Origin of the sequence: Paenarthrobacter sp., assembly GCF_031180005.1 — a bacterium.
Classification (GTDB): Bacteria; Actinomycetota; Actinomycetes; order Actinomycetales; family Micrococcaceae; genus Arthrobacter.
On the sequence record NZ_JAPSHI010000010.1, the window covers coordinates 86,945 to 102,665 of the forward strand.

The 15,721-nt window shown below is 63.0% G+C and carries 15 protein-coding genes; 8 read left to right on the plus strand and 7 right to left on the minus strand.

Translation table 11 applies throughout. The features are described from left to right. Nucleotides 1–3 precede the first annotated feature (3 nt). Nucleotides 4–1,098, minus strand: a complete 1,095-nt coding sequence (locus RIF72_RS09625; protein ID WP_309074588.1) for an efflux RND transporter periplasmic adaptor subunit — start codon at nt 1,096–1,098, stop codon at nt 4–6. A gap of 201 nt (nt 1,099–1,299) precedes the next feature. Between RIF72_RS09625 and RIF72_RS09630 the strand changes: the two genes are divergently transcribed. Then, the gene (locus RIF72_RS09630) at nt 1,300–2,295 is read left to right on the plus strand and encodes a hypothetical protein (RefSeq protein WP_309074589.1); all 996 of its coding nucleotides are present in this window, start codon (nt 1,300–1,302) and stop codon (nt 2,293–2,295) included. A 45-nt stretch (nt 2,296–2,340) separates the two neighbouring features. Continuing rightward, a complete protein-coding gene (locus RIF72_RS09635) occupies nt 2,341–3,411 on the plus strand; it encodes a Gfo/Idh/MocA family oxidoreductase (RefSeq protein ID WP_309074590.1) in 1,071 nt (356 codons plus the stop codon). 47 nt (nt 3,412–3,458) lie between these two features. On the opposite strand, the gene RIF72_RS09640 is transcribed toward RIF72_RS09635, so the two are convergent. The 3 genes from RIF72_RS09640 to RIF72_RS09650 all read right to left on the minus strand — a co-directional run bounded on the left by RIF72_RS09640 (nt 3,459) and on the right by RIF72_RS09650 (nt 5,398). Continuing rightward, nucleotides 3,459–3,899 (minus strand): DoxX family protein, encoded by a 441-nt coding sequence (locus RIF72_RS09640; protein WP_309074591.1) that lies wholly within the window; start codon nt 3,897–3,899, stop codon nt 3,459–3,461. Nucleotides 3,900–3,962: 63 nt separating this feature from the next. Further along, complete coding sequence (locus tag RIF72_RS09645; protein ID WP_309074592.1) at nt 3,963–4,634, minus strand: phosphonatase-like hydrolase; 672 nt, start codon at nt 4,632–4,634, stop codon at nt 3,963–3,965. Then, entirely contained in the window at nt 4,631–5,398 is a 768-nt protein-coding gene (locus tag RIF72_RS09650; RefSeq protein ID WP_309074593.1) for a GntR family transcriptional regulator, read from the minus strand. Before RIF72_RS09650 ends, RIF72_RS09645 begins: the two co-directional genes overlap by 4 nt. 127 nt (nt 5,399–5,525) lie before the next feature. Between RIF72_RS09650 and RIF72_RS09655 the strand changes: the two genes are divergently transcribed. From RIF72_RS09655 to RIF72_RS09675, 5 genes are all read left to right on the plus strand, one after another. After that, entirely contained in the window at nt 5,526–6,779 is a 1,254-nt protein-coding gene (locus RIF72_RS09655; RefSeq protein WP_375164211.1) for a TIGR03364 family FAD-dependent oxidoreductase, read from the plus strand. 53 nt (nt 6,780–6,832) lie between these two features. Beyond that, complete coding sequence (locus tag RIF72_RS09660) at nt 6,833–7,747, plus strand: phosphate/phosphite/phosphonate ABC transporter substrate-binding protein (RefSeq protein WP_309074594.1); 915 nt, start codon at nt 6,833–6,835, stop codon at nt 7,745–7,747. After that, nucleotides 7,747–8,520 (plus strand): phosphonate ABC transporter ATP-binding protein, encoded by a 774-nt coding sequence (locus RIF72_RS09665; protein WP_309074595.1) that lies wholly within the window; start codon nt 7,747–7,749, stop codon nt 8,518–8,520. Before RIF72_RS09660 ends, RIF72_RS09665 begins: the two co-directional genes overlap by 1 nt. Further along, entirely contained in the window at nt 8,517–9,371 is an 855-nt protein-coding gene (gene phnE, locus RIF72_RS09670) for a phosphonate ABC transporter, permease protein PhnE (RefSeq protein WP_309074596.1), read from the plus strand. The genes RIF72_RS09665 and phnE overlap by 4 nt, the downstream gene beginning before the upstream one ends. Before the next feature lie 155 nt (nt 9,372–9,526). After that, a complete protein-coding gene (locus RIF72_RS09675) occupies nt 9,527–10,636 on the plus strand; it encodes an FAD-dependent oxidoreductase (RefSeq protein ID WP_309074597.1) in 1,110 nt (369 codons plus the stop codon). 63 nt (nt 10,637–10,699) lie between these two features. Here the strand turns inward: RIF72_RS09675 and RIF72_RS09680 are convergent, their stop codons facing one another. The 3 genes from RIF72_RS09680 to RIF72_RS09690 all read right to left on the minus strand — a co-directional run bounded on the left by RIF72_RS09680 (nt 10,700) and on the right by RIF72_RS09690 (nt 14,443). Then, nucleotides 10,700–12,919, minus strand: coding sequence for an NADP-dependent isocitrate dehydrogenase (locus RIF72_RS09680; protein WP_309074598.1), 2,220 nt, complete (start codon nt 12,917–12,919; stop codon nt 10,700–10,702). 114 nt (nt 12,920–13,033) lie between these two features. Continuing rightward, the gene (locus tag RIF72_RS09685) at nt 13,034–13,873 is read right to left on the minus strand and encodes a cytochrome c oxidase assembly protein (RefSeq protein ID WP_309074599.1); all 840 of its coding nucleotides are present in this window, start codon (nt 13,871–13,873) and stop codon (nt 13,034–13,036) included. A 3-nt stretch (nt 13,874–13,876) separates the two neighbouring features. Further along, nucleotides 13,877–14,443 (minus strand): DUF2243 domain-containing protein, encoded by a 567-nt coding sequence (locus RIF72_RS09690; protein ID WP_309074600.1) that lies wholly within the window; start codon nt 14,441–14,443, stop codon nt 13,877–13,879. A 129-nt stretch (nt 14,444–14,572) separates the two neighbouring features. On the opposite strand from RIF72_RS09690, the gene RIF72_RS09695 reads away from it, so the two are divergent. Then, nucleotides 14,573–15,682 carry a trypsin-like serine peptidase gene (locus RIF72_RS09695; RefSeq protein WP_375164212.1) on the plus strand — a complete coding sequence of 370 codons (1,110 nt, stop codon included), beginning with the start codon at nt 14,573–14,575 and terminating at the stop codon, nt 15,680–15,682. Nucleotides 15,683–15,721: the final 39 nt, after the last annotated feature.

The following is a 15,721-nucleotide window of genomic DNA, read 5'->3' on the forward strand; positions in this document are numbered from 1 at the left end:
CCCTTAGCCCATCGGGCCGTAGACGGCCTGGCCCGGACCCATCATGGGATCTTGAACGGCCGGTGCCCCGGGAACGAACTCGAGGACTTGTTCGCCTTCGGTCAGGCCGGAGGTAACTTCCACCACGGAACCGTCGTTGAGCCCCAGCTGGACAGTGCGCTGCTCGGGAGCAGCCCCCGTTCCTCCCGGGCCGGCAATCCACACGATCCCGTCCTTCACGCTGCCCTTCACGGATGTCAGCGGAACAGTCACCACGTCAGGTGCAACACCCGCGCTGACTGTCATGGTGGCTCCAAGTCCTGCGAAGACCTGTTGGCCTGAGGGAATCGGGCAGCTCAGCGTTCCCGTAGGAGTGCCGCCCTCTTCCGGTTGGTTGCCTCCTCCGGGACCCGCAATCGCTGCGCCGACGCCCATTCCGGCACCGCCGCCTGTGGCGGCCAGCCCGCCCGAGGCGGCTCCGCCGTCGTCGGACGCATTGTTCTTGAGCGTCACGTCGGCGCACTGGAACGGCGCCGGTCCACCTACCAAAGCGATTTCCGCAGGACCGGGTTTGCCCAGCAGGCGGTACTGCTGCGCGGCGGTGACGGATCCCGCAACGGTGTACGTTCCGGGATCGATCTTGCCCACGGACTCGCCCACGGTGACCTGCTGGTCAATGAGGGTTGTCAGCTGCTGCAGGGTCCCGGCGCTCGGAGCGAGGATATCGAAGTAGTCGTAGACCGGCTTGGGGGCCGTTTGCGGCCCCTCCTGTGAGGTCTGCGTGGGGGTAACCGCGCGCTCAGCCTTGACCTGGAAAAGGACCTCGCCCTTGGCGACGGTGGTGCCTTGCTCCACGAACACCTGGACCACTTTTCCCGCTGAGGTGCTGCGGACGGTCTCGGCGGCGTCGCTCTGTACGGTGCCCTTGATTTCCACGGTGTTGGTAACGGTAGCTCGAGTGGCCGGGACTACCGGGATATCCACCTGCGCCAAAGGGGCGGGCTCGGCGGCGGCCGATTCCAGTCCATCCACAAAAGCAATCTTGACCAAGGCCACCGCAATAATCGCGAAAACCAACAACCAGGCAACCGGCAAAATGACGCGCCGAAAAGTACCCATCCCTGCTCCATTTCGGTAACTCCCCACAGAACCTCTGCGAGGGATGATTGCCTAAGCCTAAGCGAGGAAAGTTCCATGTCCGGACATCCGTGTGACTTGACAGCGCGCGACACGGAAGTGTCGCGCATAATCCACTGCTGCGCAGGGTTGACGCTGTTCCGGCGCAGGAGCAATCTGTGAGCAGGGGCAGGAGGTGGCGGCATGGCTACACCTAAGAACACGGATCAATCGACGCGAACAAAAAAGAAAAGGAAAAAGAAAAAGAAGACACCGTTGTCTCGGCGTGCCAAGACACTGATCATCACCGCGGGGGCCGTGGCGGCAGCGCTTATCAGCATCATCGCCCTATGGGACCGGATCATTCCCCCGAATACCGAGGACGTTGCCACCATCGAATCGCTCACCCTCGTCAAGCAAACATCCCTCGCGGCCTTCGCGCCGGCAGACTTGGGCAAGGACTTGGCCCTTCAACCGGCTGCGGCTGCCCTTGAACCGTCTTCCGTAAATCTCGCGGCATCCGTAAATCTGACGGCGTCCAACGGGACGACAACGCCGGAACCCACCACGATCCCACCCACCACCCCTCCCCCGACGACGTCCACGGCAACCATCACACCCACGCCTTCGACGCCTCCGGCCACGCCTGTGGCAACATCTCCCACACAAAGCACTTCCTCCGGCAACCCCACCATCGCGAACAAGATCGCGACTCCTCCGCCGCCGGAATATCGCTCCGCCGTTTCGGACCAGAAAGAGTTGGAAGGCTACGTTTCCGGAGCCCTTGTAATCCTCCCGGCCCTCCTTCCGCCCGTAACTGTCAACGAGGATGGCGAACTGCTTCCCCCTGCGCAAGTGGCAGCAGAACTGGTGGAGGCGCTGGAGGAAGTCATGGTCATCGAAAGCAGCCAGGGCAAAGACCCCTTGGGGTGGACCGTCGCCGTGAGGATCGATCTTGAGGGACTGGCCCACGTCCCCATGCTCCTGACCTGGTCCTTGGATGGCCTCGATGTATCCGAGAGTTGGAAAGCCGAAAACCTCGCGTACAGGATCGTGGCAACCACGCCCCACGATGCCGGTGTCGCGGAGATTTGGATCCCCGATCTCGGAAGGCCTGGTGCCTACAACGTCAACGTCAGGCTGACCTTTGAATCCACAGGCGCTATGGCCGACTTGGAGCAGTTGCAGCTAGCCGGTTGACCCCAGCATTCCGGTCATTGCGGGCGGAATGAGAGGATAAACGGCATGACACTTCCTATCGCCGTGCCGTGGCTTTCCACCCAAACCAACCAGGATCCCCGGGCGGCCACAGGCCGGTCCCTCCGGTGGGGAGTAGTGTCCACAGGAAACATCGCCAACAGCGTTTCCCAGGACCTGGCGTTGCTTGAAGATGCGGAGCTGTACGCCGTGAGTTCCCGCACCCAGTCTGCTGCGGATGCGTTCGCCCATACGCTTGGCTTTACCAAGGGCTACGGGGACGACGACGGCGTACCCGGCTACCAGCGCTTGTTCGACGATCCCGCCGTGGACGTGGTCTACGTTGCCACGCCGCATGCCCAGCACTTCCAGATCGCAGCCGCCGCTCTGCGGGCCGGTAAGCATGTTCTGTGCGAGAAAGCCCTCACCATCAACGCCCGGGAAGCCAGCGAGCTGGTGAGACTTGCCCGGGAGCAGAAGGTGTTCTTCATGGAAGCCGTTTGGAGCCGTTTCCTGCCCAGCATGCAGAGGGCATTTTCCATTGCGGCCTCCGGGGAGCTCGGCCAGATCCAATGGGTCAGCGCCGACCTCGGCTTCCCGGCACCCTTCGATCCCGCCGCCCGAATTTGGGCCCTCAACGACGGCGGTGGAGCGCTCCTGGACATCACCGTCTACCCACTGCTCTGGGCCTTGGGAACGTTGGGCTTTCCGCAGTCGGTCACCGCGATCGGCACCCTCAACGACGACGGTGTGGACAGCCAGAACGCCTTGACCCTCGGCTACGATACCGGCGCACAGGCGCAGCTGACATCGTCGCTGATGGCGCATGGACCCCGGACCGCAACGGTGGCCGGCGGGCTCGGTTTCCTGCAAACCGTGGGCTCCGTCAACAACCCCCGCGAGCTGATGATCCGAATTGGTTGGGACGAGCCGCGTCGCGAGCACTTTGACGTGGTGGGCATCGGCTACACGTATGAACTCCGGGAAGTGACCCGCTGCATCCAACAAGGCCTCACCGAAAGCCCGGTCATGCCGTTGGAAGACTCTATTAACGTCATGCGCCTTTTTGACGGCGTGCGCTCCCAGCTGGGGATCCGGTATCCGAACGACGCACGGTGACCCGCCCCGGCCGGTGAGTGCCGCCGTCGTGAGTTAACTCAACTGTACTAACGCCCTTGGCGTGCTGGTTGCCTAGCCAGCTTGCGGTCCAAGGACAGCGCGCCGGGCCCGAGGAAGACGAACGCTATGGAGATGGCGACGTAAATAATCAGGAGCTCGGCCGTGACGCCGGACTTGCCGGTGAGCAGGGGTTTGCCCGCCTCCGTCACGAACCAGATCCCCGCGAACATGATCGCCGCCAGGAATCCAGCCACTCGGGTCAGGGCGCCCAGTACCAGGAGCAGGCCAAGGCCCAGTTCACCGGCGATCACAAGCCACGCCACAATCTCCGGCTTCTGCACGCCCATGGCAGCAACCGACGCGGCGAATGCAGCATGCCCTGCCATGAACTTCTGGAAGCCGTGCACCATGAGGAGCGCACCGAACACCACTCGCAGGATGGTGACGCCGCGGGCAGAGGACTTGGGAGACGGGTGAAGGAATTTCACGGATTCCAATCTTCCATGCCTGCGTGCCTGCCGCCAACACGGCTTGCGCCAACACGGCTGGTTCTACGACAGCAGCGCAGGAATGTCCTTCACACCATCCAGGATGTGGTGGTGCGGGTGCGCGGCCAAGGCGTCGCGGTCCAGCTTGCCGGTGAGGACACCCACTGCGGTGACGCCCGCGTTATTGGCAGCGGCGAGGTCGTTGACGGTATCGCCAGCGGCAATGACTGCGCGGACATCCTGCACACCGGTCAGTTCCATGGCCCTGTGGATCATGTGCGGTGCAGGGCGGCCAGCGGCTACTTCGTCGGAGCAAACGACGGCGTCCAGCAGGTTGTCGTCTTCCACGCCCCAGCCCAGCCGCTCAAGGATCGGTTCGGCGACGTCGCGTGAGAAGCCGGTAGTCAAGGCCACCTTGATGCCTTGGCGGCGGAGTTCGCGGAACGCGTCTTCTACGCCTTCGAGCGCAACCGGCGGGTTGGCGTCGTAGAACTCCACGAGCAATTCCTTGAAGCGCTTGAAGGCGGCAGCCACTACTTCCGGCGTGGCCGCTCCTCCCCCGGCTTCAATGAGCGCCGTGATGGCCTCAACTTTGTCCGCGCCCATCCATTCCTGCACAGCCTCTGCTGTGGTGGTCACGCCGGTTTCTTCAACGCAGCGGGCAAGGGCTACGTATACGTCGCCGTGTTCGTCAATGGTGGTTCCGGCCATATCGCAGGCAACGAGCTGGATCATGGGGTGGCTCCTTCAGTATGGATGCGGACCAGGGCGGCCCGGCGGTCCACGGTGTTGTCGATGGTGAAGTTGGTCAATGCCGGCAGGTAGCGGTCCTCGGAGTATTCGAGGGGTTGCCCGTCGGCGGATCGGGTAATGCGGCGTTCACGCAGGAGCGGAATGCCTTCGGGCTGCTCCAACAGTTCGGCGTCCTCGTCACTGGCAGCGACAGCGTCGATGGTGTGGCGGGCACTGTGCAGGTCTACGCCTTGTTCCTTGAGGAACGCGAAAATGGACCCGGAATCGGTATCGAAGTCGAACAGCTTCCGGCCCACATCCAGGATGAACGTGGTGCGCTCGATCATGGCGGGAACCTCATCCAGGTAGCGGACGCGCAGGACCTCCACCACTGTGGTCCCGGGCAGGAGGGCCAGTGCCTCGGCCGCTTCCGGACTGGCTTCGCGCCGCGCCACTTCCAGGGTCCGCTGGCCGGGCTTTTTTCCGATCCCGCTGGCCCATTCGGTGAACGAGTTGAAGGTGGAGAACGATTGCGACGGCACGGACGAACGAACCATGGGTGGTCGCCCGCGTCCGCCTGTCACGGCTCCTTCCGAACGAAGAAATGCGAGCGCTTGGCGGATCGGACCACGCGATGTTCCGAACTCGCGGCACAGTTCCGCCTCACTGGGCAGCTGGAAGCCCGGAGGCCAGTCGCCGTCAGTGATCCGGCGCATGAATTCCTCGCTAAGACGGACATGAAGGGGTGCGTTCTGCTGCGTGCTCACGAGTTGATCATACAAGTCTGCGCGGCTTCCCGAGGCTCAATTGAGGCATTCCAGATGAACTCGTCGTGAACTCGGGTAAACAAATGTTAAATTCAGATTAACTTGTATATACAAGTCCGGATCTGGCTTGATTCCCCTTCCCGGAACGGCCAATGTCAGTGGTGTGAACAACCCGAGCACCTCTCCCAAAGCCGCCAACAGCAGCCCCAGCCAGCCTGCCGACGTCGTCATTGTCGGCGCTGGAATTGTGGGACTGGCCCACGCCGCCCACGCTGTTGCCAACGGCCTGACCGTCACCGTCATCGAGCGCGACCACCACGCAGCCGGCGCTTCCGTGCGCAACTTCGGCCACTGCTGCATCACGGCCCAATCCGGCGAACTGTATGAACTCGCGCAGACCTCCCGGAAGTACTGGCTCGAGTTTGCCAAGCGCGCCGGATTCTGGGCTGCCGAAGCGGGAGCCGTGGTCCTTGCCCGATCTGAAGCCGAAATGAATGTCCTTCGCGAGCTCTCCGCGGTGCGGGAACCGGGACAGGTCGAGCTGCTCTCCCCCGCCACTACGCGGGCCCTGTTGGGTGCTTCTGCGTCCACCGCAGAAGAAGCGCACGACGACGGCGGTACTTCGGGCGGCGAATGGCCCGGCGTGGTGGGCGGTGCTTTCCTCCGGGACGACCTCCGGGTAGATCCCCGTACAACAGTCGCAAAGTTGGCCGAGTGGCTAAGCCAGCAACCCGGCGTCGAACTTCACTGGAACACGGCCGCACTGGGCTTCAACCAGAATCCGGACGGTGTCACCGTCCAGACGTCGCGCGGCGAGCTCCGCGCGCAGCAGGTCTTCGTGTGCGTCGGCCACGACGTCGACTACCTCTTCCCGGACCTGGCCGAGGAACACCGGATTCAACGATGCGCCCTGCAGATGTCGCTGGCGGCCAAGCCGTCCGGCATCGAGTTCGCGCCAGCGGTTCTCACTGCGACATCGATGCTGCGGTACCCGGCTTTCACGGAAATGCCCGCCGCCGCGGCCCTGTACTCCGAAGTATTGGCGAAGCAGCCGGAACTGCTGGAGATCGGCGCCAACGTCATGTTCACCCAACGCCCCGACGGGACCATCATCCTGGGCGACTCGCACCACTACCACCGCACGGCCGATCCGTTCCTGGACGAATCCGTGACCGACACACTCAACACTGAAATCACCGGCCGAATCGGAGCACCACTGGAAATCGTCCAGCGCTGGCAGGGCATCTACGCGTCCTCCGACGTAGCGCCGATCCTGGTCCGCGAAGTCCAGCCCGGCGTCACGGTGGTGTCCGTGACCTCCGGCGTCGGCATGACCCTGTCCTTCGGCCTGGCACACCGCAACGTATCGCGCCTGCGCTGATTCATCTTTGGCATCCGTTCTCCCCCTTCAATCCCCTTCGCATAAGGATTCCCATGAAAACCACGCTCCTCACCGGTTCCGCGCTTGCCCTCGCCACCGTCCTGGCGCTCACTGCCTGCGGCGGCCCGGCACAGTCCTCCCCCGAGACCACAACGGCTACCTGCCCGAACGGCGAGATCAAGTTCGGCATCGAGCCCTACGAAGACCCAGCCAAGCTCAAGCCGGCCTACGATGTCCTGGCTGCAGCCCTGTCCAAGAAGCTTGAATGCCCGGTCAGCGTCCAAGTGGTTGAAGACTATGCGGCCGAGGTCCTGGCCATGCGCAACGGCAAGCTGGACCTGGGCCAGTTCGGTCCCTTGGGCTACGTGTTCGCTGACGCCAAAGCGGGTGCTGAGCCGCTGGTTTCGTTCGGCACTGCGGAGAAGGAACTCAGCACCTACACCGCGGGGATTTGGGTCCCCAAGGACAGCTCCATCCAGGCGATTGGTGATTTGAATGGCAAGTCCCTCGCCTTGGGCAGTGTTGGTTCGACCTCAGGCGATGTCCTGCCCCGTTTCGGCCTCCGGGAAGCCGGAATCGCCGATGCCGACATCAAGATGGACTACACCGGCGGTCATCCTGAAGCCTTGCTGGCATTGACCAACGGCAAGGTGGATGCAGCGCAAATCAACTCGCAGACGCTTGCTACGGCGATTGCCGCTGGCACCTTCACTCCGGGTGACTTCCGTCAGGTGTGGACGTCCAACCCCATCCCCAACGACCCCATCACCGTCCGCGGCGATGCCGATCCCGCATTCAAGGCGGCCGTGAAGGATGCGTTCCTGAGCCTTGATCCTGCGGACATTGCCAAAGTGGGCGAGTTCCTTGATGTCACCCCTCCGGGACCTTTACTGGAGGTCACCAAGGACAACTACACGCCCTTGTTTGAGCTTGCCGAGACCATGGGCCTCACCGAGAAGGACCTGTAATGCTTCTTTCTGTCCAAGGCTTGCGTAAGTCCTTCAACGGGCGGAACGTCCTGGAGGGTGTCGACTTCTCCGTTGCAGCCGGCGAGCTGGTGGCCTTCCTGGGCGCCAACGGCTCCGGCAAGTCCACCACGTTGCGCTGCGTCATGGGTATCACTTCGCCGGATTCGGGCAGCATCAGGATCGACGGAGCTGCGCTGGATTCCTTGCAAGGCCGTGAACTCCAGCAGACCAGGCAACGGATGGCCATGATCTTCCAGAAGATCCATTTGGTCCCCCGTCGCACGGCCTTGGACAACGTCTGCGCAGGAGCCCTGTCGCGGATCCCGACCGTCCGCTCACTCACTCCCTTGCTGTTCCCGGCCGACGTTCAGCAGGAAGCCCTCGACTGCTTGGACCGGGTAGGCCTGGCGGACCGTGCCTTCGACCGCGTGGGTCGGCTTTCCGGGGGACAGCAGCAGCGCGTGGCCGTAGCCCGGGCACTTTGCCAACGGGCCGACGTCGTACTCGCCGACGAGCCGGTGTCCGCATTGGATCCGCACGCCGCCGAACAAGTCATGGCGCTGCTGCGGGAACTCGCGCATTCGGAAGGACTGGCCGTAGCCGCCGTGCTGCACCAGCCCGACCTCGCACTCAGGTACGCGGACAGGTCCATCGGGCTCCTCCAAGGCTCCATGACTTTCGACCTCCCCTCCACAGAGATCACGGCCGAGCACCTCGACACCTTGTACGCCCCGGACAGGAACCCTTCCGTAGACAGGACACAGGCAGCATGACTCCCCACACCTTGACCCCGGCCGTCGTGCGACGTGGCTCTTCTGCCCAAACCCGGGTGGCACTGATCCGCCCGAAGAAGCCGTTGCGGTGGATCACGACGGCGGCAGTGGCGGCTGCCGTCGTCGGACTTCACGCCGTGGCCATCGAAGGGACCGACTTCAAACCGGAGCTTTTGGTTGATGGCTGGAAGGGCATGGCCGCGTTCATTGGCGACGCCTTCCCGCCGGACCTCAGCTGGGAGAAGACGCTCAAGCCCGGCCTCGAAGCAACCCTTGTTACCCTGTGGATCGGGCTGCTGGGAACTACGTTGTCCGTGCCGTTCGCGCTGCTGCTCGCAGCTCTGGCTGCTGAGAACACCAGCCCTCACCGGCTCGTCTACCAAGCTGCGCGCGCCGTCCTGTCCTTCTTCCGCGCCGTGCCGGACATCGTGTTCGCGCTCATCTTCGTCACCGCCGTCGGCCTTGGACCGTTTGCGGGCGTGCTCGCGCTGATCTGCCACAACACCGGGGTGATGGGCAAGCTGTGGGCGGAATCGATGGAGGAGATCGACGCTGGCCCCCAGGAAGCTCTGCGGACCGCCGGTGCCAACCGGATCCAACAGGTAGCCAACGCGACGCTGCCCATGGTGGTTCCGCAGTTCGTGGGCCTGCTGCTGTACCGCTTCGACGTCAACGTACGGTCGTCGCTGGTCCTTGGCTTGGTGGGTGCCGGTGGTATTGGGCTCCTGATCAACCAGTCCATCAAGTCTTTCCAGTTCGACTCCATGCTCACGCACATCTTGATCGTGCTGGTGCTGATCATCGTGGTGGACCAGTTCTCCGCGTGGATCCGCAGGCGACTAGCTGCGTAACGTGCCTGCCGACCCAACTAGGTAGCACTTCAGGTCGTTCTCAGCGCTGAAAACGACCTGATCTGCTACCTAGTTGGGTGAGGAGGGGCAGAATGGGAGGTGGCCCTCTTCGGGGGGTCGCGTTTTCGAGAGGGCCGACGGTGGATGGAGCAGGCATGCAGATTGACGTTGTAGTTGTTGGCGGAGGAGCCATGGGATCGGCTGCCGCGTGGCAACTCGCCCGGGCGGGTCGCTCAGTGGTTCTGTTGGAGCAGTTCGAGGCCGGTCACCACATCGGCGCATCTCACGGCGCCACGCGCAACTTCAACACCGCGTACGCAGAAGCCGACTACCTGGACCTGCTCGCCGAGTCAAAGATCCTCTGGGACGAGCTCGCGGCAGAGCACGGCGCACCGCTCCTGGACATGGTGGGGCTCGTGAACCACGGAAACGTCCCCCTCCTGCAGCAGGTTCGGGAGGCCCACCAGGCCCGTGGCATCGAAAGCTACTTCATCTCCCCCGACGAAGCCGCTAACCGCTGGCTGGGGATGAACTTCGCCACCGACGTGCTCTTCGTGCCAGGCTCGGGCCGGATCCGCTCCGCTGACGCTTTGCTCGCGCTGCGGAAATCAGCTGAGGCCCACGGTGCCGTTTTCAAGTACTCGACGCCGGTCAAGGACATCCGTGTAACTGGCGGCGAGTCCGCGGTGGTGGTGACGGAAGAGACGGAGTACACGGCCAGCCGCGTGGTGGTTACGGCCGGTGCCTGGACTCCGAAGCTCATCGGCAAGCTCACGGATCTGCCGGCATTGGTGGTAACCCAGGAGCAGCCAGCCCACTTCACGCCCAGGGATAACACGCTGGTGTGGCCGAGCTTCAACCACAGCCCGGACCCCGATCCGAACAACGAAGCCTACGAATACTGGTACAGCCCCGTCTATGGAATGCTCACCCCCGGCGAAGGCGTGAAGGCCGGCTGGCACGGAGTCGGCCCGGTCATGGATCCGGACGAGCGCACGTTCGAGCCCATCCCCCACCAAATGGAAGCGTTGGTGCGGTACGCAGAAGAGTGGCTCCCCGGCGTCGACCCTTCCACCGCGGTTCCCATCAGCTGCACTTACACCACCACGCCCAACGAGGACTTCGTGCTGGACCATTTCGGTCCGCTGGTGGTGGGCGCTGGTTTCTCGGGTCATGGTTTCAAGTTCACGCCGGCTATTGGCCGGGTTTTGAAGGACATCGTCGACGGCGGTGTGGCACCAGAGCGGTTCCACGCGGACCGCTGAATCCACACTTAAAAGCAACCGGCCCGCAGGCATTGCCTGCGGGCCGGTTCCGTTATGCCGGGACTACTTCAGGGTCGCGAGGACCTTGTTGAACGTAGCCGACGGGCGCATGATCTCAGCGGCCTTGGCAGCGTCCGGACGGTAGTAACCGCCGAGGTCGACGCCGGGACCCTGCACTGCGGCAAGCTCGCCGACGATTGCCTCTTCGTTGGAGGTCAGGGCTTCAGCGATTGCCGCGAAGTCCTTGGCCAACTCCGCGTCTTCGGTCTGCTTGGCCAGTTCCTGGGCCCAGTACGTGGCCAGGTAGAAGTGGCTGCCGCGGTTGTCCAGCTCGCCAACGCTGCGGCGCGGGGACTTGTTTTCCAGCAGGAACGTACCCGTGGCGCGGTCCAACGTGTCAGCCAGGACCTGTGCGCGGGCGTTACCCGTTGTGGTGGCAAGGTGCTCGAAGCTCACGGCCAAGGCGAGGAACTCGCCCAGGCTGTCCCAGCGAAGGTGGTTTTCCTTGACCAACTGCTGGACGTGCTTGGGAGCGGAGCCACCGGCACCGGTCTCGAACAGGCCGCCACCGTTGATCAGCGGAACGATGGACAGCATCTTGGCGCTGGTGCCGAGCTCGAGGATCGGGAACAGGTCCGTGAGGTAGTCGCGAAGGACGTTACCCGTAACGGAGATGGTGTCCTCGCCCTTGCGGATGCGCTCCAGGGTGAAGGCCGTGGCCTCAACCGGGGACAGGATCTTGATTTCAAGGCCCTCGGTGTCGTGGTCCTTGAGGTACTCGTTGACCTTGGCGATGAGGTTGGCGTCGTGGGCGCGGGCCTCGTCCAGCCAGAACACAGCAGGGGTCTGGGAAGCGCGGGCGCGGGTGACGGCCAGCTTGACCCAGTCGCGGACCGGGACATCCTTGGTCTGGCAGGCGCGCCAGATGTCACCGGGGAAGACCTGGTGCTCGGTGAGGACGTTGCCCTTGCTGTCCACGAGCTGGACGGTGCCGGCTGCCTGGATCTCGAAGGTCTTGTCGTGGCTACCGTATTCTTCGGCCGCCTGCGCCATGAGGCCCACGTTGGGAACCGTACCCATGGTGGTGGGATCGAATGCACCGTTGGCACGGCAGTCGTCCAGCACAACCTGGTAGATACCGGCGTAGGAGCTGTCCGGGATAACAGCCAGGGTGTCTGCTTCCTTGCCGTCCGGGCCCCACATGTGGCCTGAGGAACGGATCATGGCCGGCATGGAGGCGTCAACGATGATGTCCGACGGAACGTGCAGGCTGGTGATGCCCTTGTCCGAATCGACCATGGCCAGCGCGGGACCGTCGTCGAGGCCCTTGGTGATGGCTGCCTTGACGCCTTCGCGGACGTCCTCGGGCAGGTCTTCCAAGCCGCTGAGGATGGCAGCGAGGCCGTTGTTGGGGCTGATGCCTGCGGCTGCGAGCTGCTTGCCGTAGGTGTCGAACAGCTCGGAGAAGTAAGCCTTGACCACGTGGCCGAAGATGATGGGGTCCGAGACCTTCATCATGGTGGCCTTCAGGTGAGCGGAGAAGAGGATGCCCTCTTCCTTGGCGCGGGCAACCTGTGCCTTGAGGAACTCATCAAGTGCCTCGGCGCGCAGGACGGTAGCGTCCACAACTTCGCCGGCCAGGACGGGGAAATCCTTCTTCAGAACCTTGGTGGTGCCGTCTTCGCGCACCAACTGGATGGTCAGGGAGTCGTCGGCCTTCAGGACAACGGACTTCTCGTTGGAACGGAAATCGTTCTCGCCCATGGTGGCAACGTTGGTCTTGGAGTCAGCGGTCCAAGCACCCATGGAGTGCGGGTTCTGGCGGGCGTAGTTCTTCACCGACAGGGGTGCGCGGCGGTCCGAGTTGCCTTCACGCAGCACCGGGTTCACAGCAGAGCCCTTGATCTTGTCGTAACGCGAACGGATGTCCGTCTCGGTGTCCGAGGAGGGGTTGTCCGGGTAGTCCGGGAGGGCGTAGCCCTGCGCCTGGAGCTCGGCGATGGCAGCTTTGAGCTGCGGGACGGAGGCGCTGATGTTGGGCAGCTTGATGATGTTGGCTTCCGGCTGCTTTGCCAGTTCACCAAGTTCAGCAAGGGCGTTGCCCGTGCGCTGTTCTTCTGTCAGGAAATCACCGAAGACGGCGATGATGCGGCCGGCCAGCGAAATATCGCGGGTCTCAACCTCCACTCCTGCGGTCGAGGCATACGCTTCAACAATCGGCAGGAATGAGTAAGTTGCCAGCATCGGCGCTTCGTCTGTGTGGGTATAGATAATCTTGGCCATTGGCGGGGTTCTCCCTGAAAGTCTGCAGATTTCAACATCTCTAACTTACCCGAGTAGACCGTTTTGACGGCCCTTCGTGTCCGGGATCACGTGTTCGTTACCACTCTCCGGTGATTAACGCCCGACGGCGGCCTGACCGCCGTTGCTGCCCACCGTCGTCGAGCGCTGGCTGCTTTCCGTTCCGGCCTGCCTCCCCCTCCCGTTGCCACGTGCGGGTCGCCATGATGAAACGAGGGCGAACGCTAACAACAGTTCGGCGATGTCGCCGGCGTAGTACATGAGCTCCCCCGCTTGCCTTCGTTCCACGGCGGATCCGGCCACCTGGACGAAGAGGCCCGCGTAGAGCAATTGGGAAATGATCGCGTGGCCGGCGATTGCCACGCCCAACACCATCAGCCGGGCGGGGACGGAGGGCCTGTGTGGAGCAGAATCCGGTCCGGCAATTGCCCAGGCAAAGAGGATTCCGGCTGCGATGAAGTGGACGTGGATGAGCATGTGCAGGGTGGGATTGTGCGTTGCCGCCTCGTACAGCGGGGTGAAGTACAGGACTGCGAGGCCGCCAACGTTGAGGACCAACGCAGTGACGGGGTGCGCTATGACGTGCAAGGGTCTGGAGCGAAGGACCCGCCCCAGCCTTCGGCCCTGCTTCCGTGGAATAGTCCGGAGCAGCAGCGTCACGGGCGCCCCGAGAACCAGGCCAATCGGCGCATACATGCCGATCAGGAGGTGCTGGAACATGTGGGCAGGCAGGCTCCCGTGCGGGTAGGGCGAGAGCTGCGGGGTCAGGCCGAATCCGAGGACTGCCAGCCCTGAGAGGAAGAGTGCCGTTCGCCAGCGCGGCCAGCCCTTGGGTTGCTTGTTTTGCTTGGCGGCTATGACAAAGTACACGGCTGCCAGCGCAACGAGGGCGATCAGGATGCCTGGCGGGCCGGTCTCGGCGTGGTGCGGGTGCATGCCTCAGCGATCCTGTTCAGTGGTTCCGCGTTCAGTGGTTCCGCGCTGCGCGGGTTCCGCGCTGCGCTGAAGCAGCCAACCGCCCACCATCAACAGCGCCCCGAACACCAGGAACAGGACGTCGGCCAGGACTTGGAACTCGCCGGTGATGACGTGATGGATGCCCAGGATCTGGTGGTCGACGAGGCCCTCCACCACGTTGAACAAACCCCAGCCGAACAACATCCAGCCCCACAACAATCGCGAGGCCCAGACCCTGTTCCGGGAGCGCGTGTTGTTCAGCCGCGAGTAGAGCATCCCGAGACCAATCAACACCGCCAGCCAGGTCACCGTGTGGAACAACCCGTCCCATAACGTGTTCATTTGAAGACCGTGAACGGTGGTCACCGGGTAGGCGCCGACGTCGATATTTGCCGTCTCCGAACTGGACAGCATGTGGTGCCATTGGAGAATCTGGTGGAGCAGGATTCCGTCCACGAACCCACCCAGGCCGATCCCCAGAATGATTCCCGGTAGGCCGATATCCCCCAGCCTGCGGCCAGGTTTCCTGTCCGATGAGGTTTGGGCCATGTCAGTTCCCATCCGCACTAGCCAGATACGCAGTACCCTTAGTAACTCATGCAATCCCCGGCCCTTGCAACCGCACGCCAAAAGGACCTCGCCACTTAACAAGGAAGTGACAGCAAATTATCACAAACTATGAAACATCTCTTTACAAACTTGTCATACGTTCGATACCTTCAGTTTCGTCAGTCGGCGGTCGCCATCACTGACCGCCTCACTCCCTCGATAGGTAGGAACAACGTGACAAAAACCAAGACCCTGGCCACAAGCCTGCTGAGTCTGTCCGCTGCCGCAATCCTGGCGCTGGTTGGAACCACCAGTGCCAACGCGGCCCCGGCCAAGAATTCAGACTCCAGCGGCGCTGCGGTCAGCAGCCATGTAGTGTCGGACGCCGGCGCTGCAGACTACTGGACGCCGGAACGCATGAAGAATGCTCAATCCGGCGAAATTCTTGCCGCCAAAGCACTGGAACGCGGCAAGCTCCTCAACCTCGGCAAAGCCCCGGTCACTGAAGCCCCGGGCGCCATCAGCAGCATCGCAGGACAGCCTGCAGCAACCGACTCCAAGACCATTGACCGGAAGGTGAACCAGAGCGAAACGCCGGTCAAGCACATCGGCAAGGTCTTCTTCACCCTGGGCGGCTCCAACTACGTCTGCTCAGGCAACTCCGTCACCGCAGCCAACAAGAGCACCGTGTCCACCGCAGGACACTGCCTCAACGAAGGCCCGGGCGCTTACGCCACCAACTTCGTCTTCGTTCCCGCCTACCTCAACGGTTCAGCACCCTACGGGAAGTGGACGGCAAAGGCGCTGTACGCCCCCACCCAGTGGGCTTCCAACGGCAACATGCAGTACGACACCGCGTTCGCCGTCATGAACACCCTCAACGGCAAGCGCCTCGCCGACGTCGTAGGTTCCTCCGGCGTCCAGTTCAACGCAGCCCGCGGCCTGAGCTACAAGGCCTTCGGCTACCCGGCAGGCTCGCCCTTCAACGGCGAATCGCTCAAGAGCTGCTCCGGCAAGGCCACCAACGATCCCTACAACCCGCAGTTCAACAGCCAGGGAATCCCCTGCAACATGACCGGCGGGTCCTCGGGCGGTCCGTGGTTCATTGGCACCAGCTCCACCGGCTACCAGAACTCCGTGAACAGCTACGGTTACGGCAGCAACTCCACCACCATGTACGGCCCGTACTGGGGCACCGTGATCCAGTCCACGTACAACACTGCAGCGGCGGCTTCGTAGCGCTTCTGATGTATCTGGCACGTCCCTGTTAAGTACGTG